Genomic DNA, 19,990 nt, shown 5'->3' with positions numbered 1-19,990 from the left:
GTGTGAATTTTGTTTTTTTATTTCACGGCGCTGCGGTTGGCGGGCGGCGGCCCCGCTGCCAGCGCCGCAATCGCCAGCGCATAGCCCTGTACCCCAAAGCCGGCCATCACGCCGTATACCGCTGGCGCCAGGTACGAGTGATGGCGGAACGGCTCGCGCGCATGCACATTGGTGATATGCAGCTCGATCACCCTGACCTGCGCGCCCTTGATGGCGTCGTGCAGCGCCACTGATGTGTGGGTGTACGCGCCGGCGTTGAATACCACACCGGCCAGTGCGCCACTGGCCTGCGCGGCGCCGGCCTGGTGCAGCCAGTCGATCAGCACCCCTTCGTGGTTCGACTGGCGGAAATCGAGCGTGTAGCCGTGGTGCGCGCAGGCGTCGCGGCACAAGCCTTCGACATCGGCCAGCGTGTGGGCGCCGTACACGGCGGGCTCGCGCCGGCCCAGCAGATTGAGGTTGGGTCCGTTCAGGACCAGGATGGCCTGCTTCATGCCATCACCGGCTGGCCGTGGACCGGGCGGCGCACCTCCAGGCTGCGGCGCAGCACCTGGTCGGTGACCCACTTGGCGGAACGGTGCGCGCGCGCGGCAACGATTTCCGGCGCCAGTTGCAGGTAGTCGTCGTTGAAGACTTCAAAACTGTAGTCGCCGCTGTAGCCGCCGCGATCGAGGCGGCGCAGCAGGTCGGCCAGTTCCGCCGAGTGGGCGCCTTCGCCGGGGAACACGCGCAGGTGACGCGCCGTCTCCAGGCGTTCTTCGGCCGAGCGGATGTCGCGCCACATGAAGTCGGACAGCTGCACCATGGCGATCTTGTGCGACGGGATATCGGCCAGGCCATCGAGGTCGGCGCGATTGGCCAGCATGTGGAACGAGTCGATCACCACGCCCAGGTTGGCATGGTCGGCCAGTTCCACGGCCTGCCACGATTGTTCGTACTGGTTGATATGACGGCCCCAGGACAATGCCTCGAAGCCCACCCGCACGCCCAGCGGCACCGCCGCCGTGGCCAGCTTGGCCAGCTGGCGCGCCACCAGGTGGATGTCGTCGCTGGCGTGGCTGGAGGTGGTGGAGCACACCATCAGCAGCGGTGCGCCAACTGCCTGGCACACCCGCAGCAGCTCGCGGGCGATGTCGAACTTATAGTCGTGCAGCGCGCCGCTCAGGCCTTCGTAGTCGCGCATCACCTGGATGCCGGTCACCCGCACGCCGCTGGCGCGCACGATGCGCACCGCTTCATCGAGCCCGCCGGGGTGGCCCGCCAGGTCGCGCGCCCACAGCATGATTTGCGAAAAACCCAGTGCCTGCGAGGCGCGCAGCTTCGCTTCGAGCGGGCCGGCGAGGGTAATGCTGTCCATGCCGAAGTTGGAGAGATTCATAATGCCTCCAGCGCGCGGAACGCATCGGACGAGACCCCGGGCCAGCCGAAGTGCTCGAGGTACAAGGGCGCCTGTTCGATCAGCATTTCCTTGCCCTTCTGGATGCGGCAGCCGCGTTCCTGCGCCTGGCGCAGCAGCCGGGTCATCTCGATCTTCATGCCGCAGTCGGCCACGATGCAGTCGGGCGACACGCCCTGCAGGTCGATCGGCACGGCGTCGTCGGCGTGCATGCCGAGCGGCGTGGCGTTGACCACCACGTCGTAGCCGGCCGCTTGCGGCGTGCCGATCACGATGCGCACGGCGGGAAAGGCCTGGCGCAGGCGGGCTTGCAATGCGGCTGCCGGTTCGGGGCGGGTGTCGCAAATCGCCACTTCCGCGTAGCCGCGTTCGGCCAGCGCGTAGGCGATCGCGCAACCGACGCCGCCGGTGCCCACCACCAGCGCGCGCGAACTGGCTGGTGCGGGGGCCTGGCCCGCGCACAGGCGGTCGAACGCGCGGATGAAACCTTCACCGTCGATCAGGTCGCCGGTCAGCACGCCATCGGCAGCGCGGTAGATGGCATTGCAGGAACCGGCCAGCGCGGCGCGCGGCGTTGCCACTTGCACTGCGCCCACGCTGGCCGGCTTGTGCGGAATCGAGACGAAGATGCCGCCGACGTTCTCGAACGACATCAGCATGCGCACTGCCGCCGCATAGGATGCCGGCTCGATCTTGAGCGGAATCACGCGCGCATCGAGGCCGTGGCGCTGGAAGTAGGCGTTGAACAGCGCTGGGGCCTTCACCTGTTCGACCGGCCAGCCGATCACGGGGAAGATGCGCGTGGTGCCGGAAATGTCGATCATGGCTGCTCCTCGAGATGGCTGTGCACCAGCTCGAAACTGACGCCGCCTTTGTACAACTGGGTGAGCGCGCCTTTCTCGCTGGCCTGGACCGGCTCGCGGTCGATAAACACGATGCCGCGCTGCTGGAGAGCGCGCACGGCGGCCGGCACATCGGGCGCACCGAAGGCCACGCGGATCAGCTGCTCGCCCCATTGCAGGCCGGCCGCGCCTTCCGGCGGCTCCACCAGTTGCAGGTAGAAGCGGTGGCACGGGCTTTCCAGCAGCGTGCCTTTGGGGACCACGCCGAAGTAGCGGCCCTCCGGCAGCGCACGAAAGTCCATCAGTTGCTGGTAGAAGGCGATCCATTCGGGCGCACGGCCGGCGCCGATGGCTTGCACCACGCCGAAAAAGTGCAGCCCGGCCAATGTCGGAGCAGGAGCAGGAGCGGGGGCGGGCGTGGGCGCAATCGGCTTGAAGTCGACGTCGTAAATCGAAAAGTCGCGGAAGCGGTCCACGAAATACAGGATCGAGTCGCCCGGGCCATGGACGCCGGGGATGTTTAGCTCCATCACGCCGGCGCGGGTGGGAATCGGCCAGGCGCCCTGGTCCACTGCGTGGCGGTAGGCGGCATCGGCATCGCGCACGCGCAGGGCGATGGCGCTGACGATGGTGGAACGCGGCTCGGTGCCCGATTGCTGCAGGGCGCGCGCGTCGGCATTGACGATCACGTTCATGCTGCCCTGGCGGTACAGCGTGACTTCACGCGAGCGGTGGCGGGCGGTGGCGATAAAACCGAGCTGCTCGAGCAGCGCGCCAAAGGCGAGCGGCTCGGCGCTGGCGTATTCGATGAATTCGATGCCGTCGATGCCGAGTGGATTGGTCGGCTCGGGATGGGCTTGCGGTGTGTGCATGATCTCCTCGCTGTAAGAACTTATGCAGCGAGTGTAGAAAACGACCGCGATGAAATATAGACCCTAAAATCGCGAATAGTGCAATAATCGCCCGTGATGCGCGATTATCGCGCAATCATCGTAAAATTCGTGCAATTAGAGCAATCAGGCGGGGTTTCATGAGACGACAGGCATTGCCGGACGTGGTGGTCGCCAAGCGCGACGTCATCGAGGGACTGGTCAAGGGGCTGGAAGTGATTCGTGCATTCAGCGACGAATCGATGCGCCTGAGCGCCAGCGAGCTGGCCGACAAGGTGCAGATCACGCGCAGCGCGGCGCGCCGCTACCTGCTCACGCTGGTCCACGTGGGCATGGCGCAAACCGATGGCCGGCAGTTCTGGCTCACGCCCAAGGTGCTGTCGCTGGGCCACTCCTACCTGGACTCGGCGCGGCTGCCGCGCGCCATCGTGCCGTTCCTGCAGCGCCTGACCACGCAGTTGCAGGAGTCCACCAACTACTCGGTACTGGAAGGCGACGACGTGGTGTACGTCAGCCGTGTCAACGCGCCGCGCGTGCTCACCGCCGGCTTCGATCCGGGCACGCGGCTGCCGGCCTACACTTCCACCGCCGGCCGCGTGCTGCTCTCGGGATTGCCGGAGGACGCCTTGCACGCCTACCTGGAACGCGTGGAACTGGTGGCCTACACCCACATGACCGTCATCGACAAGGACGTACTGCTGCACGAGCTGATGGCGATCCGCGAAGCGGGCTTTGGCGTTACCGAGAACCAGTACGAGGTGGGCTTGCGCGGTATTTCAGTACCGATCAAGAGCCGGCGCGGCGACCTGGTGGGCGCGCTGTCGGTGTCGATGAGCATAGGCAGTTGCTCGCGCGCGGAAGCTACCGGGCGCTGCGTGCCGGCGTTGCAGGCGACTGCCAATACGGTGATGTTGTGGATTTGAGTGCAGTGGTGCGGGTACAACCGGTTCGCCAGGCCGGTCATGGGCACGAACGCGTCCTGCGTCAGCGGAGCTTGCGGATGGGTACCCTGGCCTTCGATGCGATGTTGGTTCGACTTGGCCGGGACAGTGCTATTGGCTGCTCTGTTTCGGCTTACGCTGCATCCAGCAGTTGGAGTTGGACTTGCAAGCCTGCCTTGGCCGCCATATTCACCAAGGCATCGATGCCGAACAAATTGATCTTGCCGCGCATTAGATCGGACACGCGGGGCTGAGTGATGTCAAGCAGCTTGGCGACGTCTCCCTGGCTCAGCCCGGATTTGGTGATGCGGCTTTTCAACTGCATCATCAATTGCGAACGAACCTTCATGTTTGCAGCTTCCTCCGGCGTGTCTTCAATACGCGTCCCAGACGCTGGCAAAAAGGGTAGTGTTCATTTTCCTAATTCCTTCTTCAAATCACGGTAGCGTTTTTCAGCCAGGTCGATATCGGGCTTGCTGGTCTGTGCTGTTTTCTTTTGAAAACGGAGTTTAGTGGGAGGACTTGGTCGGGGTGAGAGGATTCGAACCTCCGGCCTCTACGTCCCGAACGTAGCGCTCTACCGGGCTAAGCTACACCCCGACGTGTCATTATTTCAGCATATTTCGGCGTGGCCTTCAAGCGCGTGAAGTGCATGCCAGAATAGGGGGGCAAGAGAAAAATCAGGCCAGTAGCTGGTCCACTTCCGGGTAAAGATTCGGGAATATCATGCCCAGCGAGTTCAGCGGCATGCCAAAGCGCACAGGGCCATAAGGCGTGTCGCTGACCAGCAGCCGGTCTGCCAATAGCTTGGACAACAGGGAGCGGGCACTGCGCTCCCCCAACCCTGTCATTTGTGCAAACTCGCCACGGGTGATGGGGCCCAGCCCAAAGATGTGAACCAGCGGAAGAATCGCTTCGCGTCGTATGGACTTGTCCTGGGTCGAGCGGAAAATGATCAGTGCTTCGATGCGTTGTTTGATACCCTCCAGTGCAAGCATGGACGACATATACGCCACCTGGTCCTGGCAGATGCCAAGAAAATATTTTACCCACTCAAACAAGCCGGCTGCGCTGAGGTTGCCACGGCCATCGAGATCGCCACGGCGCGCAGAGTCGGCGTTTTGAAGGGCGGCGTAGTAAGCGGTCGTGGATCGCGCAAGGCCGCGATTGGGGGACCACAGACCTTCAGAAAGTTTCCAGAGGGCGCAATGACTTTGCAGCCGGGTGGCTCTGCCGTTCCCATCGAGGAAAGGATGTACCCACGCCACCCGGTGATGCGCACATGCGGTTGCAATCAGGGTGCGCTCCCAACTGCGTGTGGGTCCGTACACCTGGTCGAGGCGTTCAAGGAAAGCCGGCAGCGACGCGGCCCTTGGCGGTATATGGCGTCCCACCTCCACGTCGCGCGTCCTGATTTGACCGGGTACGATCACTTCTCCATCGTCTGAAATACGGTCCTCGGGGGCCAGTCGCTCATACAGCGCCCGATGCGCTTCAATCAAAAAGTCCGTGGAGAATGGTACATTTTTCCGCTTTCTTTGCCGGTTTTGGTGATTCGTAACTATTTGATTGTAGGTGATTTTTCTGAGGAATCCATCATTTAAAGCCGGTTTTTTTGCCGGTTTGTTTGCCGGTTCGATTCCGGGGTCACTTCGCGTCGATAATCAGTAGCCCTTCACCGGCTCGGCAACGGATCCACGCTTTTGCTGATGCAACGCATAACCATGCGCATGCGTTGTCAATAGACAACATTTCCCACCTCGTTGGCAAAGATCTTGCTTTGTAAAAAGATTAAGATGGTTAAGCTTGTTGTTTGGCAAAAGATGCATCATTTCGGGGCGCTGGCCCCGCCTACCGGCTCACTTTGACGATTGGGGAACACGGATGAAGACACGGCGGACGATCATGTTCAGTGCGGTTTCGGCAGCGTTGGCGCTGACAGGCACAGCGCAAGCGCAAGTGCAGGCAGTTAACCCGGACCAGATCGAAGTAGTCACGGTCACCGCGCAAAAGCGCAAGGAAGATCCGGTCAAGGTGGCCATGAGCATCTCGGCTGTCACCGGCAAGCAGTTGCAGGAAGAGCATATCCGCGATATCACCGACCTCACGCGGGTGGTGCCCAATATCTCGTTTACCGCTGCCAGCGGCAATGGCGGCGCCGGGCCCGGCACGTCGAATATCGAAATCCGCGGCATCAGCTCCACGGCCGGCGCTGCCACCGTTGGCGTGTACCTTGGCGATACGCCGGTCACGGTGGGCAATGTGTACACCATGGGCAATATCGAGCCGCGCTTTTTCGATATCGACCGGGTGGAAGTGCTGCGCGGCCCGCAAGCAACCTTGTACGGCGCCAGCTCGATGGGCGGCACCATCAAGTTCGTGCCCAATGAGCCGGACCTGAAAGACGGCGAGGTCACCACCTATACCGAGGCGTCGAATACCAAAGGCGGCAGCCCCAGCTGGTCGGCCAATATCGTCGGCAACTTCCCGCTGGTGCCCGACGAGCTGGCGCTGCGCATTGGCGTGCAGGCCCAGCACACGGGCGGTTTCATCGACCAGGTCGATGGCAATGGCGCCACCGTGGCCGACAACATCAACCGGATCAGCGACCAGGAGCTGCGCGTGGCGCTCAAGTGGCGGGCCACGCGCAATGTGACCGTGACGCCGTCGCTCTACTACCAGCGGCTCGACGCCAAGGATATCTCGGCCTTCAACCTCGACCGTCCCAACTACCAGGCGCAAAAACAGGTGCGCGAGCCGTCGCTCGACAAGCTGTTCGCGCCCAGCATCACCGTCAACTGGGACCTGGGCGGCGCCGATCTGACGTCGGCCACCAGCTATTTCTCGCGCAAGTTCGACCGCACCCAGAACGGCTCGGCGTACAACAGCTATTCGCTCTCGACTTTTCTGACCTCGACCGATGACGGCGGCAAGGCGCCGCCCGCGCTGATCGAGGCGATTGCCGGCTTGCCGTCGGCCGTGTACCTGCAAAACCGCGTGCGCCAGGTGTCGCAGGAATTCCGTCTGGCATCGCGCCCCTACGATGCCAGTGTGTCGCCGTGGACCTGGCTGGCCGGCACTTATTTTTCGCGCCAGCGCACCGACATTGCCGAGAACGATCCCATCTTCGGCCTGACCGATACCTTCAAGTCGTTCGGCTTCGATATCTACGACCCCGAATTGCTGCCGGACGTGCAGCCCGGTTCGTTTCCGAACGACGATTCGTTTGCCGGCCAGTTCCACTACCGCGAAAAGCAGGCGTCGATCTTCGGCGAAGCCAATTATTACTTTACCCCCGCGGTGCACGCGACCGTCGGCGCGCGCTACCTGAAAGCCAAGTCGACGCTGGCCCAGCGCAACGGCAACTACCTGGCTGGCGCCGGCAACAATAGCGGCGCCAGCCTGTCGTCGCACGCGTTTACGCCCAAGTATGCAATGACGTGGGAAGTCGATCCGTCCAATACCGTGTACGCCAGCGTGGCCAAGGGTTTTAGGCTCGGCGGCTCGAATATCTTCGTGCCGCCGACCACCTGCGGCCCCGACCTGGAACTCAATGGCTTGACCGAAGGCCCGCCCAACTACGCGGCCGACAGCCTGTGGAGCTACGAGGTGGGCAGCAAATCACGTTTTATGGGCAACCGGCTGACGGTCAACGCCGACGTGTTTTACGTGAAGTGGAAAAATATCCAGCAGGGCGTGTACTTGCCCACCTGCGCCTACACGTATAACGCCAATGCCGGCGACGCCACCACCAAAGGCTTTGAATTCGACATCAAGGCCAAGCCGATGGCGGGCCTGACCCTGAGTGCATCGGGCGGTTACGTGAAGGCCGAACTGAGCAACGATGTGGGCAGCCAGAACGGCGTGGTGGGGGCGGTGGCTGGCGCGCGCATCCAGGGCGTGCCAAAGTACAACGCGGCCATCAGCGCACGCTACAACTTCGCCCTGGCCGGCGCCCAGAGCGCGTTCGTGATGGGTGGCGTGCAGTGGGTGGGGGCGAGCAAGGGTTCGCTCAATCCCGAGTCCACCGACTACGACCGGCCCGGCTACCACACGGCCGACTTCAGCGCCGGCACCAGCTTCGACAATTACACGTTCACCGTGTTCGTCAAGAATGCCTTCGACAACGATACCGTGATCCAGCACCCGCAGGTGGCGTCGATCGTGCAGGGCTATCGCCTGATGCCGCGCGCGATCGGTCTGAGTCTGGCGACGAAGTTCTAGGCGATAATGCCGCCTTTGACTACTCAAGGGCGGCAGCATGGCAATCACGATCTATCACAACACCGCTTGCGGCACGTCGCGCAAGACCCTCGAAGCGATCCGCGCCATTGGCGTCGAACCGCAGATCATCGATTATGTGAAAAACCCGCCCACGCGCGCGGAACTGGAAAGCTTGATTGCCAAGTCCGGCCTGACCGTGCGCCAGGGCATGCGCGACAAGGGCGACCTGTACGGCGAACTGGGCCTTGGCGACTTGTCGCTGCCGGATTCGGCGTTGCTCGATGCGATGATGGCCCATCCGATTCTCATCAACCGCCCGTTCGTGGTGACCGACAAGGGCGTGCGCCTGTGCCGGCCGGCGGAGCTGGTGCAAGAGATCCTCTAATGAAAACGGCGCCATCGGCGCCGTTTTGATCAGTGCGTACGATTGACGGAGAAATGCGCCAGCTGCAGCAGCGAATCCTTGTACTCGCTTTCCGGCAGCCCGGCAATCGCTTCGGCCGCCCGCTCAGCAGCGATCTCGGCCTGGCGGCGCGTGAAGTCGAGCGCGCCGCTGCTGGTCACTGCTGCCAGGACCGCGTCGAAGTGCTGCTCGTCGCCTTGCTCGATGCAGGTGCGCACCAGCTGGCGCTGTTCCGGCGTGCCGTTTTCCATCAGGTAGATCAGCGGCAGCGTCGGCTTGCCTTCGCGCAGGTCGTCGCCGACGTTCTTGCCGATTTCGGCAGCGTCGCCAGCGTAGTCGAGCACGTCGTCGATGAGCTGGAACGCGGTGCCCAGCGAGCGGCCGTATTCGCCGGCGGCGGCGATCTGCGGCTCGGTGGCGCCGGCGATCAGGGCACCCAGTTCGGCGGCGGCCTCGAACAGCTTGGCGGTTTTCGAGCGGATCACTTGCAGGTAGCGTTCCTGGCTCACGTCCGGGTCGTGCATGTTCAGCAGTTGCAGGACTTCGCCTTCGGCGATCACGTTAGTGGCCTCGGACAGGATTTGCATCACGCGCATATTGGCCAGGTCGGCCATCATCTGGAACGCGCGCGAGTACAGGAAGTCGCCGACCAGCACAGACGCGGCATTGCCGAACAGCGCATTGGCGGTAGCGCGGCCCCGGCGCAGCGACGATTCATCGACCACGTCGTCGTGCAGCAGGGTGGCGGTGTGAATGAATTCGACCACGGCGGCCAGCTCGTGGTGCGCTGTGCCTTTATAGGAATACGCGTTAGCTACCAGCAATACCAATACCGGCCGCAGGCGTTTGCCGCCAGCGCTGATGATGTATTCGGCAATCTGATTGACGAGGCTGACCTCGGAATGCAGCTTGCGGCGGATCACCGCATTGACCGCGTCCATGTCGGCGGCGATCGAGTGGGCGATGGTGTTCTGGGGGGCGGTTTGGGTAGCGGCAGACAAGACGAACCTGTGCGTTGACATTATAGGTGCCGAGATTATACGACATGGCCCCCGCTACCGGGGGCGCTGGTGGGTTTGTCCATCTTGATAGGGAGCCAAGTTGACTGACATACCACGCCGCCGCCGGTTTGTGAATAGTTTTTGACGCGAAAACTCATCCCATGTATAATCTGCGGTTCCCCGGTTTCCATGCAGGACAGCAGCACTCGTCGCTGCAAGGCGCTGGCGGATTTTTCTCAACATATGAAGAGGTTTCAAATCATGTACGCGGTCATAAAAACCGGTGGCAAACAATACAAAGTTGTCGCTGGCGAAAAACTTAAAGTAGAACAGATACCTGCAGACATTGGTTCCGAAATCACCATTGACCAAGTCCTCGCCGTTGGCGCGGGCGACAGCATCAAGTTTGGTGCTCCCCTGGTTGAAGGTGCTACGGTACTGGTTACTGTTGTGGCTCAAGGTCGTCACGATAAGGTGAAGATTTTCAAGATGCGTCGTCGTAAGCACTACCAGAAGCATCAAGGCCATCGTCAGAATTACACCGAAATCCAAATCGTCTCGATCAACGGCTAATCCCGTTCCGGCACACTCTAGTACTCAAGGAGCTTTAGCATGGCACACAAAAAAGGCGGCGGCACAACGCGAAATGGTCGTGACTCAGAATCAAAACGCCTGGGCGTTAAGGTTTACGGCGGTCAAACGATCAATGCAGGCGGCATCATCATTCGTCAACGCGGCACGCCAGTGCGCGCCGGCGAAGGTGTTGGCACCGGCAAAGACCACACCTTGTTCGCTCTGGTGGATGGCGTGGTCAAGTTCGTAGTCAAGGGCGCAGGCTCGAAGCAGTACGTTACCGTAGTAGCAGCAGCCTAATGACGCTGCACGGATGATGCGCGGGGCGCACCATCCGATTTTGTAAGGCGCAAGCCTTCAATCGAAAAGGCTCTGCCCATGGTAGGGCCTTTTAGTTTTATGGCGGTACATCATGAAGTTTATCGACGAAGCAAAAATTGAAGTAATCGGTGGTGACGGCGGCAATGGTTGCGCCTCGTTTTGCCGTGAAAAATTCCGCCCATTTGGCGGCCCTGACGGCGGCGACGGCGGCAAGGGTGGCTCGATCTGGGCTGTAGCGGACCGTAACATCAATACCTTGGTCGATTTCCGCTTCTCCAAGGTGCACCGCGCGAAAGACGGCGAATCGGGCCGTGGCGCCGATTGCTACGGCAAGGGCGCTGACGATATCCACATGCGCATGCCGGTCGGCACCCTGATCATCGACGACGTGTCGGGCGAGATCCTGGCCGACCTGACCGAACACGGTCAAATGGAATTGCTGGCCAAGGGCGGCGAGGGCGGCTGGGGCAACATCCACTTCAAGACCTCGACCAACCGCGCACCGCGCCAGAAGACCGAGGGTAAAGAAGGCGAACGCCGCGAAATCCGCCTCGAGCTGAAAGTGCTGGCCGACGTCGGCCTGCTGGGCATGCCGAATGCCGGCAAATCGACCTTCATTTCGGCCGTATCGAACGCCCGTCCGAAGATCGCCGACTACCCGTTCACCACCTTGTTCCCGAACCTGGGCGTGGTCCGCGTATCGCACGAGAAAAGCTTTGTGATCGCCGACATTCCAGGCCTGATCGAAGGCGCCGCCGAAGGCGCGGGCCTCGGCCACCAGTTCCTGCGCCACTTGCAGCGCACCGGTCTGCTGCTGCACATCGTCGATCTGGCGCCGTTCGAGACCAATGTCGATCCGGTCAAGGAAGCCAAGGCGCTGGTCAACGAGCTGAAAAAGTACGACGAAGCGCTGGTGGACAAGCCGCGCTGGCTGGTACTGAACAAGCTCGACATGGTGCCGGAAGCGGAACGCGTCAAGCGCGTGAAGGACTTCATCAAGAAGTTCGGCTTCAAGGGTCCGGTGTTCGAGATCTCGGCGCTGAGCCGCGACGGTACGCAAGAGCTGGTCAACGCCATCCAGATGCACCTGGAACAAGTGCGTCACACCGAGCAGCGTAGCGAAGAAACCCAGATGACCGAGGAAGCACGCGGCATTTCGTCGATCGATCCGGACGATCCGCGTTTCAAGATTCTCGACTGATTTCCCAAAGGGACTGCACCAGTCCTCGACGGAATTTGGTATCAAAGGCATAATCAGGTTGAACTGGTTATGCCTTTTGTTTTTCACCGTCATAATCGTAATCAGCTGATGATGCCCGCCGTCCTTTGTTACCACAAGGCCTGCGACCCTCTGCGGCAAGCAGGGCCATCCGTCCTAGCCAAGCACAATCACAGCACAGTCATTTCTTTCGCTTGTCTGGAGTAGTGTCGCACCCATGAATTCCGTTATACAAAAAGCCCAACGCATCATCATCAAGGTCGGCTCGTCGCTGGTCACCAACGACGGCCGCGGCCTCGACCACGCAGCGATTGCCCGCTGGGCCGCGCAGATCGCTGCCTTGCGCGCACTCGGCAAGCAGGTGGTGCTGGTCTCGTCCGGCGCCATCGCAGAGGGCATGTTGCGCCTTGGCTTCGAGCGCCGTCCGCACGACATCCACGAATTGCAGGCCTGCGCCGCCGTCGGCCAGATGGGCCTGGCGCAAATCTACGAAACCAGCTTCCGCGCCCACGCGCTGGGCACGGCGCAGGTGCTGCTTACCCACGCCGACCTGGCCGACCGCGAACGCTACCTGAATGCCCGCTCCACGCTCACTACCTTGCTGCGCTTGGGGATCGTGCCGATCATCAACGAGAACGACACGGTGGTTACCGACGAAATCAAGTTCGGCGACAACGACACCCTCGGTGCGCTGGTGGCCAACCTGATCGAAGCCGACGCGCTGATCATCCTCACCGACCAGAAAGGCCTGTACAGCGCCGATCCGCGCAAGGACCCGGCCGCCGTATTGATCGCGCATGGCCGCGCCGGCGACCTGACGCTTGAAGCGATGGCCGGCGGCGCCGGCAGCAGCCTGGGGCGCGGCGGCATGCTGACCAAGATCCTGGCCGCCAAGCGCGCCGCCAAGTCGGGCGCGCACACGGTGATCGCCTACGGGCGCGAGGACCGGGTGCTCGAGCGGCTGGCCGGCGGCGAAGCGATCGGCACCGAACTGGCCGCGCAGACCGGCCACCTGACCGCGCGCAAGCAGTGGATGGCCGACCACCTGCACACGGCGGGCCAGGTCGTGCTCGACGCCGGCGCGGTACAAAAACTGACGGCCGAGGGCAAGTCGCTGTTGCCGATCGGCGTGATCGAAGTCAAAGGGGAGTTCGGGCGCGGTGCCGTGATCACGTGCGTGGACCAGGCTGGCTTGCCGGTGGCGCGCGGGCTGTCGAACTACACCAGCGCCGAAACCCGGCGCATCATGCGTAAACCTTCGAGCGAGATCGAAGCGATCCTCGGCTACCTCGAGGGCAAGGAGCTGGTGCACCGCGATAACCTGGTGCTGGTGTAATCACAGCTGGCCGTAGCGGAACCCTATGCCCAGCGCGACCGACCACTTGAGCCACAGCAGCAACAGCAAGCCGCCGTACCATAGCGTGTAGAGCGCGTGGACCAGCGGCGCTGGCAGGTGGCGTAACAGGAATGCGTACATGGTTTAACTCCCCGGTATCAGTGGTGCGAACAGCGTTGCCAGGCAGCGCCAGGCGGCGGCCAGGTTCGGCGTCGAGGTCAGCGCAAAGCTGAGGATGACAAATTGCAGCGTGAGCAGCCAGCTGAAACCCCGCCACAGCGCGTTGGTGCGCAGCGCGGCCGCCCACGGCATGTGCTTGCCCCATAGATGCACCACCACCAGGCCGGCGCCGTGGAACAGACCCCAGGCCAGGTAGCGCGGCGAGAGCTCGTGCCACAGGCCCAGCACCACCATGCTGGCCAGGCTGGCCAGCATGTACTGGCGGGTACGCGACAGGATGGGACGGAACACGAAGTCGCGGCACCATTCCGACACCGTGATATGCCAGCGCCGCCAGAATTCCTGCAAATTACCAGCGGAAAACGGGAAGTTAAAATTCTCCGGCACCCGCATGCCCAGCAGCGCGGCAAAACCGATGGCGATATCGCAGTAGCCTGAAAACTGCCAGTACAGGTTGAGCCCGTATCCGAGCAGCGGCAGGTACGTATCGAGCCAGGGATGGCCGGTTGCCAGCGCCAGGGTATCGAGCTTGTGATTCAGCAGGTAACCAGCCAGCAGCACCACTTTCACGTAGCCATACAGCAGGCGTTGCAGCGCCTGCGAGGCGATGGCACCATCCCAGCGCGCGCGCAGCAGTTCCAGCCGGAAGCTTTCATAGCGCTGCACCGGGCCTACCGCCAGCGTCGGCGGGAACAGCAGGTAGGCCAGGCTACTTGCGGCGCGGCCATCGCGCAGCGGGCCGCTGCCGTGTTCGGCGATCAGATGCCACGCCTTGAGCGAAACGAACGCATAGCCGAGCCAGGCGATCAAACCATGGCTGGCCTTGCCGAGCTGGTAGGCGCCGAACATCAGCAGCACCCCGCCCAGCCCCACGGCACGCATCAGGGTCTTGCGCTGCCATTGCGGCCCGCACATCAGCGCCACCCAGAGCAGCAAGGCCGCCCATGCGCCCAGCCCGATCCAGCTGTCATGGGCGAGCAGCACCGTGCCGCCGGCGGCCAGCAACCATGGCCGCCATTGACCCGGCAACCGCCAGTAGAGCGCAACCAGCGCGGATATAAACAGCATGCCGAAAACAGACAGCCATACCATGTCAGCCGCCCTTCGCCATGGACTGCAGCTGCGCGGACCACCAAGTCTCGAAGCGGCGTGCGCCGGCGGCGTTCATGTGGCGACCGTCGCAGTACAAGTCCGGTTCGGGATAATCGGGGGAGGCGAGGTAGCTGACGCGCGGGCCTGGCGGCATGGCGGCTTTCCAGCGTTGCAACCACGACTGCCTTTCGTGCGTGAGTGCCTGCTCGAAGTGGTTGCTGCGGCGTATCTCCAGCACCACGATGTGCACCCCGCGCCGGGACAGTTGCAGCAGTCGGGCTTGTAAAGCGGCGTCGATGTCAGGGCGGCCCTGTGCGGAGTTTTGCTGGGCAACCAGGCTTGCCAGCTGTTTCCGGATTGCGGCAGGCGTCTGGACTTCGCACGGAAACATGGTCACCTGGTCGTTGAGGCGCATCCCGGTTGCAGTGCCAGGCCCGCCGCGTGCCACGAGCTTTGCAACCTGGGCCTTCAGCATGGTCGCTACAGCATAGCGCATCTCTTCCAGGATCACGTCTGGGGTGGTTGGCAACAGCAGGTTGGTGTCGATGACCAGTATGCCGGGGGGGTGACGGTCGAGTACGTCCAGCACGGCGTGCAAATACCCCATGCTGCTGCCGCTCTTGGTGATCCGCAGCCAGTCCATGCCTTCCAGCTTCTCATACTGGCCTGGCGGCGTGGCGGCCCACAGCAGCGAAGACCCCAGTGCCACTACGCGCACACCAGGCCGGTCGGGATGATCTGCAAGAAAGTGCTGTACCTGGCCGGCCGCTGCGGCGCCGGCTTCCTGTCTGGCCGACCGGTAGTACAGCGCCGCCACCGCCATCACGGCGGCTACCAGCACCACGCTGTACAGCCAGATGCGCAGCGGCAAGACCTTGGCCATCGCCACGCCCATCTCAGCGCGCCAGCCTGTTGATCATGTGCACGGTCGCGCCCAGCGATTCCATGTGCACCACGTCCGTCGGACTCAGGCGGATGTTGAACAGGGTTTCCAGGCCGATCACGAAATTGATGTGGGCCAGCGAGTCCCAGCCCGGGGTGTTGGCCGGACCGGAGCTGTCCTGCAAGGTGTGCGGGGCCACCTGGAACAGTTCGGCAGCAAGCGCGAAAACTTGTGCGCGCGGGTCGTGCGTGCTGCCCGCGCTCACCGGCGTTACCGCCAGCGATTTTTGCAGTTGAGCGGTGATCACCTTGCCCGACGGCGTACGCGGCAATTGCGAACTGAAGACGATGCGCTTGGGCAGTTCGTGCGCGCCCAGGTGGCTGCCGCAGTGCGCCAGCAATTGCGCGCTGTCGGCCTCCATGGCGGGGCGCAGCACCACGCAGGCCACCGGGATTTCGCCCCAGGTTGCATCGGGCAGGGCCACGGTGGCCGCTTCCAGGACGGCCGGGTGTTGCAGCAGCACGCCGTTGATGGCTTCCGGCGACAGATTGTAGCCGCCACAGATGATCAGGTCCTTGAGGCGGCCGGTGATCCAGTAGACACCGTCGCTGTCGCGCCGCGCCTGGTCGCCCGTGTGCAGCCAGCCGTCGCGCAGCACGGCGGCGGTGGCTGCGGGATTGTCGAGGTAGCCGTGCATCAGGTTGGCGCCTTGCAGGCACAGTTCGCCCGGCTCGTCGTCCGCCGCTGCGCTGCCGTCTTCACGCAGGATCCTGGCCAGCATGTCGCGCGGGATGCCCACGCTGCCTACCTTGTGGCTGGCAGCGTCCGGTCCGGCATACAGGCCGCAGGCGCCGGTTTCGCTCAGGCCATAGGTGTTGATCAGCTTGATTTTGAAGGTGTCGCTAAAGCCGGTCCAGATGGCGGCGCTCAGCGGCGCGCTGCACGAGACGGCAAACTGGAAATGGCCGTTGCTGAAATTTTCTGCCAGGTGGCTGCCGTATTGCTGCATCAGCGCCAGCGCGGTGGGCGCCGCCACCAGGTGGGTGACCTGTTCGCGGTACACGGCAATCAACAGCGCCTCGATGCCGACGATGGAAAACGGCGCCGGCCGCACCAGCGCGCAGCCCACCCGGTAAGCGAGCAGCACGCCTTGCACCAGGCCGTCGGCATGCGTCAGTGGCATCAAGTTCATCAGGCGCGAGTTCTGGTCGAGCCCGTAGTGGTCGCCTATCGTGCGCGAATGCGCCAGCAGCGCCGGCCAGTGCATTTCCACGCCCTTCGGGCGCGCCGTGCTACCCGAGGTGAAGACCACGTAGGCGGGACCTTCCTGGCGCGCTGGCGGCAGCGCTGCCGGCGTCGGCGCCGACAGCAGGCCGGGCCAGTTGTCGAGATCGGCCGGGGCGCGGCGGCCCAGCAATTTGCCGAGCAGCTTGCCCTTGGCCTGGGCGCCAGCCACGCCGATCCGCTGCGCCGGCAGGGCCATGCCGGCTTCCTGCCATTGTGCAATGCGGTCGGCGTCGGCGATGACGCCGGCCACTTGTGCATGTTCGAGCAGGTATTGCACCTGGCTGGCGGCGGTGCCGGGATCAAGCAGCAGCGGGATCGCGCCAGCGCGCAGGCAACCGAGCAGCAGCGGCATCGCGGCCAGGTCGTCGCGCACCATGAACAGCACGCGTTGCTGGTCGAGCTTGCCGGCCAGCAGGCGTGCTGCGACCAGGGCGATCTGGGTGTCCAGTTCACCGTGAGACAGGGTTTTCGCGCCGATCAAAAAAGGCGACGCGGCATGGCCGGAACGGGAGTCGAACATGTGCTGCTTTCTAAACTTGTGAGAGGGAATGCGCCAGCAGTTTGCGGTCGAGCTTACCAGCTGCGGTATAGGAGAGCGCGTCGCGCACGCGCCACAGGCGCGGCATGACGTCGGCGGTGGCCTGGCGGCGGCAGGCGTCGACAAACGCTGCCATGTCGAAACCGGCATCGACCACCAGCAGTCCGACCAGGCCTTGCGGTCCCGCGGTGATGGCTGCCTCGCGCACGTGGGGCAGGTGGCAGACGGCGCGCTCGAGCGGCGCCGGGTGGACGATATCGCCAAACTCGTTCTTGAGCTGGTCGTCGTGCCGGCCCAGCAGGGTGATACGGCCGTGGCCGTCGTGGCTGGCGATGTCGCCGGTATAGAGCCAGTTGCCGCGTGCGACGCGGGCCGTTTGCGCGGCATCGCGCCAGTAGCCGAGCATCAGCTGATTGCTGTGCACGCGCAGTTCGCCGGCCTGGCCGGCTGCCAATGGCGCGCCGTCGGCATCGCAGATTTGCACCACGGCGCCTACCGGTTTGCCGGTGGCGCCTTGCAGGTGGTCGAACACCATGCACAGGCCGCCCGTTTCGGTCAGACCGTAGTAGTCGACAATGGCCAGGTTCATGCGTTGCACCAGCGTTGCATGCAGCGCCGGCTGTAGCGGCGCGCCGGTGGACAGGATCTGGCGCAGGCTGGCCGGGTGCAGGGTCAGGTGGGCCGGCAGCAGGTCGAGCATGGACAGCCAGGCTGGTCCGGTGGACAACACTGTCACGCCGTGGCGCTGCGCCGCCTGCAGGGTCTTGCCCACGCTGTGGCGCTCGGCCTCGTCGGCCAGGTACACGCCTGCGCCCGCGAACAGCGCCGCCACCAGTGGATTGCGCAAGCCGCTCATGGTGTGGAAGTCGCCCAGCGACAGCAGCAGGTCCTGGTCGTGCCAGCCGAACTCGGTGGCTGCCAGTTGGCCGCTGTGCAGCAGTGCGCGCTGGCTATGGACCACGCCCTTGGGCATGCCGGTGCTGCCGGACGTAAACAGGATCATGGCGACATCATCTGGCTGCACCACGTGTGTGGTTGATGCTGGCGGCAGTTCCAGCCAGTCTTCGAGCAGAGCCGACAATTCCGGCACGGTGTTCCCGGCGGGCACCGCTGCGTCGTTGTCGTCATCGTGCAAGGCATCGAGCAGCACGGCCGGACAGGTGGCGAGGGCGGCAGCGCCGAGGCGCGGGCGGTCCAGCACCAGCAAGGCCGGTTCGATACGGTCGAGCAGCGGCGCCAGCTGCGCAGGTGTTTCGGCCAGCTCCTTGCGCAATGGCACCACCACCGCACCCAGTCGCCAGATGGCCCAGGTCAGCAGCACCGCTTCCGGGTGTGGCGCGCACAGCATCACCACGCGGTCGCCGGGCCCAACGCCCAGGGCGCGCAAGCCCTGTTGCAGGGCCGGCACCAGCAGTGTCACCTCGTCCACGCCGAAGGCGCTGTCGTCGATGCCACACAGCAGCAACGGCCGGTCGCGGTACAGCGTGGGCAGCAATTGCCACAGGTATTCGAAAGTCTCTTCTTGTGGTAGCGGCCGCACCACCTGGCTGGCGTAATACGACTGCAGGCGCGCCATGGCGCCGCTCACCGGCGCCAGTTGCACCAGCTCGGCATCGACCATGGCGCGGGCCTGGTCGCACACGTGACGGACCGGCAACTGCAATCGTTGCGCCGTTTCTTCTAGAGTACGCATTTGCCCAAGCTGGAACAGGATCTGCAACTGCTCCGGCTCCAGCGCTTGCAGGCCGAGCCGGTCGAGCCGGTCCGCATAGCAGGGGTGGCGCAGCAGCAGATCTGCCATCAGGCCGCCCAATGCCTGCGGATCGGCCACGGCACGGCCGTTCAGGCTGTCCAGCTCGAGCAGGGCGTTGACGATGCCGCGTGCGCCGGGCACGGCGAGATCGAGATCGGCCCGCCGCAGCGGTGCGCCTTCCCACGATGGCGGCGTCAACGCCACCAGGCCGTTGTAATGCGGCGTGTCCGGCTCGCTCAGCAAGGTCGTGGCGCCGTGCGCACGGGCATCGAACAAGGTTACCTCGGCCATGACGATGGCGCTGCGTGCCTGGCGCTTGCGCGCCGCTTGCAGCCGCTCCAGGTGGCGCCGGCCGTGCAGGATCAGGCCGCCACGATCAAAATATGGCGACGGTTCGCTGTTGGCCATGTGCACGTGCGGGAAGATGATCGGCGCGTCGTCGCGGGCGATGCGCAGCAGGTCGCCGAGGAAAGTCGCGGGCGCGTAGCGGTGCAGCGAGTCGAGGCCGTGGACCAGCGCAAACCGGCTGTCCCCGAACGGCAGCGGACCGCCGGGCGGCACAAACACGATATCGTGGTTGGGCGCGCGTCGGCCGGCGGCAAGCCAATGCGCGTAGCCCATGTAGCCGAGTACGTCGAAGTTGCCTTCCCAGATCGACACCACGTGTTGCTCGGGAAAGACCGCTGCCAGCATCTCGCCGCTCCAGCCGGTACGGCCCCAGGTGTCGAGTATCAGGTCGCCGGGCCGCAGGTGCGCGCGCGCCAGGTCGAGCAGGGCGTAGAACGCGCGTGTCGATTCGTTGAACGGCTGGAAGGCGGCGTAGCGGTCGGGAATGCGGCGCACATGGCGGCGGTGCATGAATGACAGGTAGTCGGGGCTGGGCGCCAGCTTGGCATCGAGCGCCGGCAGCGTGGCGCGCGCGTCGGCCACGCTACCCAGGTGCGCTTCTGTAAACAGCGGGAACCCCCGCACCACGGGGACATGGAGCGCGCAGTCAGGGCAGCTCAGCACACCGCTCGATAGCGGCAAACTGGTGGCCAATGGTGTATCGCTGTTCAATGACGTGCGGCATGCGGGGCACGCCAGGGCGCCGAATGTAGTTTTTTGCATC

18 protein-coding genes, 1 tRNA gene and 1 pseudogene are annotated in these 19,990 nt (G+C 63.7%); 7 read left to right on the top strand and 13 right to left on the bottom strand.

The genetic code is table 11. The features are described from left to right. Positions 1 to 17 precede the first annotated feature (17 nt). The 4 genes from aroQ to ASF04_RS01060 are packed head-to-tail and all read right to left on the bottom strand — an operon-like array spanning position 18 to position 3,110. On the bottom strand, positions 18 to 494 hold the full coding sequence (aroQ, locus tag ASF04_RS01075; protein ID WP_056137529.1) for a type II 3-dehydroquinate dehydratase: 477 nt from the start codon (positions 492 to 494) through the stop codon (positions 18 to 20). Beyond that, positions 491 to 1,378 carry a sugar phosphate isomerase/epimerase gene (locus tag ASF04_RS01070; RefSeq protein WP_056137528.1) on the bottom strand — a complete coding sequence of 296 codons (888 nt, stop codon included), beginning with the start codon at positions 1,376 to 1,378 and terminating at the stop codon, positions 491 to 493. Before ASF04_RS01070 ends, aroQ begins: the two co-directional genes overlap by 4 nt. Continuing rightward, on the bottom strand, positions 1,375 to 2,220 hold the full coding sequence (locus tag ASF04_RS01065; RefSeq protein WP_056137527.1) for a shikimate dehydrogenase: 846 nt from the start codon (positions 2,218 to 2,220) through the stop codon (positions 1,375 to 1,377). The genes ASF04_RS01070 and ASF04_RS01065 overlap by 4 nt, the downstream gene beginning before the upstream one ends. Beyond that, positions 2,217 to 3,110 (bottom strand): 4-hydroxyphenylpyruvate dioxygenase, encoded by an 894-nt coding sequence (locus ASF04_RS01060; protein WP_082488443.1) that lies wholly within the window; start codon positions 3,108 to 3,110, stop codon positions 2,217 to 2,219. The genes ASF04_RS01065 and ASF04_RS01060 overlap by 4 nt, the downstream gene beginning before the upstream one ends. A gap of 158 nt (positions 3,111 to 3,268) precedes the next feature. Here ASF04_RS01060 and ASF04_RS01055 point away from each other — a divergent pair, with 158 nt between their 5' ends. After that, on the top strand, positions 3,269 to 4,051 hold the full coding sequence (locus ASF04_RS01055; protein ID WP_056137525.1) for an IclR family transcriptional regulator C-terminal domain-containing protein: 783 nt from the start codon (positions 3,269 to 3,271) through the stop codon (positions 4,049 to 4,051). A gap of 151 nt (positions 4,052 to 4,202) precedes the next feature. On the opposite strand, the pseudogene ASF04_RS01050 reads toward ASF04_RS01055, so the two are convergent. The 3 genes and pseudogenes from ASF04_RS01050 to ASF04_RS01040 form a co-directional block, all read right to left on the bottom strand. Further along, positions 4,203 to 4,485, bottom strand: a pseudogene (locus tag ASF04_RS01050) (helix-turn-helix domain-containing protein). 107 nt (positions 4,486 to 4,592) lie between these two features. Continuing rightward, a tRNA-Pro gene (locus ASF04_RS01045) sits at positions 4,593 to 4,669 on the bottom strand. 80 nt (positions 4,670 to 4,749) lie between these two features. Next, complete coding sequence (locus tag ASF04_RS01040) at positions 4,750 to 5,634, bottom strand: Fic family protein (RefSeq protein WP_255360900.1); 885 nt, start codon at positions 5,632 to 5,634, stop codon at positions 4,750 to 4,752. A 340-nt stretch (positions 5,635 to 5,974) separates the two neighbouring features. On the opposite strand from ASF04_RS01040, the gene ASF04_RS01035 reads away from it, so the two are divergent. Together ASF04_RS01035 and arsC are read left to right on the top strand one after the other, a co-directional pair. Next, a complete protein-coding gene (locus ASF04_RS01035) occupies positions 5,975 to 8,293 on the top strand; it encodes a TonB-dependent receptor (RefSeq protein WP_056137523.1) in 2,319 nt (772 codons plus the stop codon). 37 nt (positions 8,294 to 8,330) lie between these two features. Beyond that, positions 8,331 to 8,678 (top strand): arsenate reductase (glutaredoxin), encoded by a 348-nt coding sequence (arsC, locus tag ASF04_RS01030; protein ID WP_056137522.1) that lies wholly within the window; start codon positions 8,331 to 8,333, stop codon positions 8,676 to 8,678. Between the two features lie 29 nt (positions 8,679 to 8,707). On the opposite strand, the gene ispB is transcribed toward arsC, so the two are convergent. Further along, the gene (gene ispB / locus ASF04_RS01025) at positions 8,708 to 9,718 is read right to left on the bottom strand and encodes an octaprenyl diphosphate synthase (RefSeq protein ID WP_193333548.1); all 1,011 of its coding nucleotides are present in this window, start codon (positions 9,716 to 9,718) and stop codon (positions 8,708 to 8,710) included. 240 nt (positions 9,719 to 9,958) lie between these two features. Here ispB and rplU point away from each other — a divergent pair, with 240 nt between their 5' ends. The 4 genes from rplU to proB all read left to right on the top strand — a co-directional run bounded on the left by rplU (position 9,959) and on the right by proB (position 13,146). Next, positions 9,959 to 10,270: a 50S ribosomal protein L21 gene (gene rplU, locus ASF04_RS01020; protein ID WP_026637237.1), complete on the top strand. Its 312-nt coding sequence runs from the start codon at positions 9,959 to 9,961 to the stop codon at positions 10,268 to 10,270. 39 nt (positions 10,271 to 10,309) lie between these two features. After that, the gene (gene rpmA, locus ASF04_RS01015; RefSeq protein WP_019921557.1) at positions 10,310 to 10,570 is read left to right on the top strand and encodes a 50S ribosomal protein L27; all 261 of its coding nucleotides are present in this window, start codon (positions 10,310 to 10,312) and stop codon (positions 10,568 to 10,570) included. Positions 10,571 to 10,682: 112 nt separating this feature from the next. Further along, positions 10,683 to 11,792, top strand: a complete 1,110-nt coding sequence (gene obgE, locus ASF04_RS01010; RefSeq protein ID WP_019921558.1) for a GTPase ObgE — start codon at positions 10,683 to 10,685, stop codon at positions 11,790 to 11,792. Between the two features lie 235 nt (positions 11,793 to 12,027). After that, positions 12,028 to 13,146, top strand: coding sequence for a glutamate 5-kinase (gene proB / locus ASF04_RS01005; protein ID WP_056137520.1), 1,119 nt, complete (start codon positions 12,028 to 12,030; stop codon positions 13,144 to 13,146). Here the strand turns inward: proB and ASF04_RS27255 are convergent, their stop codons facing one another. Genes ASF04_RS27255 through ASF04_RS00985 form a run of 5 tightly spaced genes read right to left on the bottom strand, consistent with a single transcriptional unit; the run spans position 13,147 to position 19,989 of the window. Then, the gene (locus ASF04_RS27255; RefSeq protein WP_156368502.1) at positions 13,147 to 13,287 is read right to left on the bottom strand and encodes a hypothetical protein; all 141 of its coding nucleotides are present in this window, start codon (positions 13,285 to 13,287) and stop codon (positions 13,147 to 13,149) included. Between the two features lie 3 nt (positions 13,288 to 13,290). Continuing rightward, positions 13,291 to 14,394: an MBOAT family O-acyltransferase gene (locus ASF04_RS01000; RefSeq protein WP_162241416.1), complete on the bottom strand. Its 1,104-nt coding sequence runs from the start codon at positions 14,392 to 14,394 to the stop codon at positions 13,291 to 13,293. A gap of 25 nt (positions 14,395 to 14,419) precedes the next feature. Next, positions 14,420 to 15,301, bottom strand: coding sequence for a hypothetical protein (locus ASF04_RS00995; protein ID WP_156368501.1), 882 nt, complete (start codon positions 15,299 to 15,301; stop codon positions 14,420 to 14,422). A gap of 13 nt (positions 15,302 to 15,314) precedes the next feature. After that, positions 15,315 to 17,108: an AMP-binding protein gene (locus tag ASF04_RS27250; protein ID WP_056137517.1), complete on the bottom strand. Its 1,794-nt coding sequence runs from the start codon at positions 17,106 to 17,108 to the stop codon at positions 15,315 to 15,317. A 10-nt stretch (positions 17,109 to 17,118) separates the two neighbouring features. After that, the gene (locus ASF04_RS00985) at positions 17,119 to 19,989 is read right to left on the bottom strand and encodes a class I adenylate-forming enzyme family protein (RefSeq protein WP_156368499.1); all 2,871 of its coding nucleotides are present in this window, start codon (positions 19,987 to 19,989) and stop codon (positions 17,119 to 17,121) included. Between the last annotated feature and the right edge of the window lies 1 nt (position 19,990).

It is taken from the genome of Duganella sp. Leaf61, from assembly GCF_001421905.1.
Taxonomy (GTDB): domain Bacteria; phylum Pseudomonadota; class Gammaproteobacteria; order Burkholderiales; family Burkholderiaceae_D; genus Rugamonas; species Rugamonas zoogloeoides.
This window is presented reverse-complemented; position numbering and strand designations above follow the sequence as displayed.

What these genes read in the sequence shown, in the direction of transcription:
- ispB (WP_193333548.1), bottom strand. Translation starts at nt 9,718, where the DNA reads ATGTCAACGCACAGGTTCGTCTTGTCTGCCGCTACCCAAACCGCCCCC.
- ASF04_RS01065 (WP_056137527.1), bottom strand. Translation starts at nt 2,220, where the DNA reads ATGATCGACATTTCCGGCACCACGCGCATCTTCCCCGTGATCGGCTGG.
- ASF04_RS00985 (WP_156368499.1), bottom strand. Translation starts at nt 19,989, where the DNA reads ATGCAAAAAACTACATTCGGCGCCCTGGCGTGCCCCGCATGCCGCACG.
- ASF04_RS01000 (WP_162241416.1), bottom strand. Translation starts at nt 14,394, where the DNA reads ATGCTGTTTATATCCGCGCTGGTTGCGCTCTACTGGCGGTTGCCGGGT.
- arsC (WP_056137522.1), top strand. Translation starts at nt 8,331, where the DNA reads ATGGCAATCACGATCTATCACAACACCGCTTGCGGCACGTCGCGCAAG.
- ASF04_RS01070 (WP_056137528.1), bottom strand. Translation starts at nt 1,378, where the DNA reads ATGAATCTCTCCAACTTCGGCATGGACAGCATTACCCTCGCCGGCCCG.
- ASF04_RS01055 (WP_056137525.1), top strand. Translation starts at nt 3,269, where the DNA reads ATGAGACGACAGGCATTGCCGGACGTGGTGGTCGCCAAGCGCGACGTC.
- ASF04_RS01035 (WP_056137523.1), top strand. Translation starts at nt 5,975, where the DNA reads ATGTTCAGTGCGGTTTCGGCAGCGTTGGCGCTGACAGGCACAGCGCAA.
- ASF04_RS01060 (WP_082488443.1), bottom strand. Translation starts at nt 3,110, where the DNA reads ATGCACACACCGCAAGCCCATCCCGAGCCGACCAATCCACTCGGCATC.
- aroQ (WP_056137529.1), bottom strand. Translation starts at nt 494, where the DNA reads ATGAAGCAGGCCATCCTGGTCCTGAACGGACCCAACCTCAATCTGCTG.
- ASF04_RS27250 (WP_056137517.1), bottom strand. Translation starts at nt 17,108, where the DNA reads ATGTTCGACTCCCGTTCCGGCCATGCCGCGTCGCCTTTTTTGATCGGC.
- rpmA (WP_019921557.1), top strand. Translation starts at nt 10,310, where the DNA reads ATGGCACACAAAAAAGGCGGCGGCACAACGCGAAATGGTCGTGACTCA.
- rplU (WP_026637237.1), top strand. Translation starts at nt 9,959, where the DNA reads ATGTACGCGGTCATAAAAACCGGTGGCAAACAATACAAAGTTGTCGCT.
- proB (WP_056137520.1), top strand. Translation starts at nt 12,028, where the DNA reads ATGAATTCCGTTATACAAAAAGCCCAACGCATCATCATCAAGGTCGGC.
- obgE (WP_019921558.1), top strand. Translation starts at nt 10,683, where the DNA reads ATGAAGTTTATCGACGAAGCAAAAATTGAAGTAATCGGTGGTGACGGC.
- ASF04_RS27255 (WP_156368502.1), bottom strand. Translation starts at nt 13,287, where the DNA reads ATGTACGCATTCCTGTTACGCCACCTGCCAGCGCCGCTGGTCCACGCG.
- ASF04_RS00995 (WP_156368501.1), bottom strand. Translation starts at nt 15,301, where the DNA reads ATGGCCAAGGTCTTGCCGCTGCGCATCTGGCTGTACAGCGTGGTGCTG.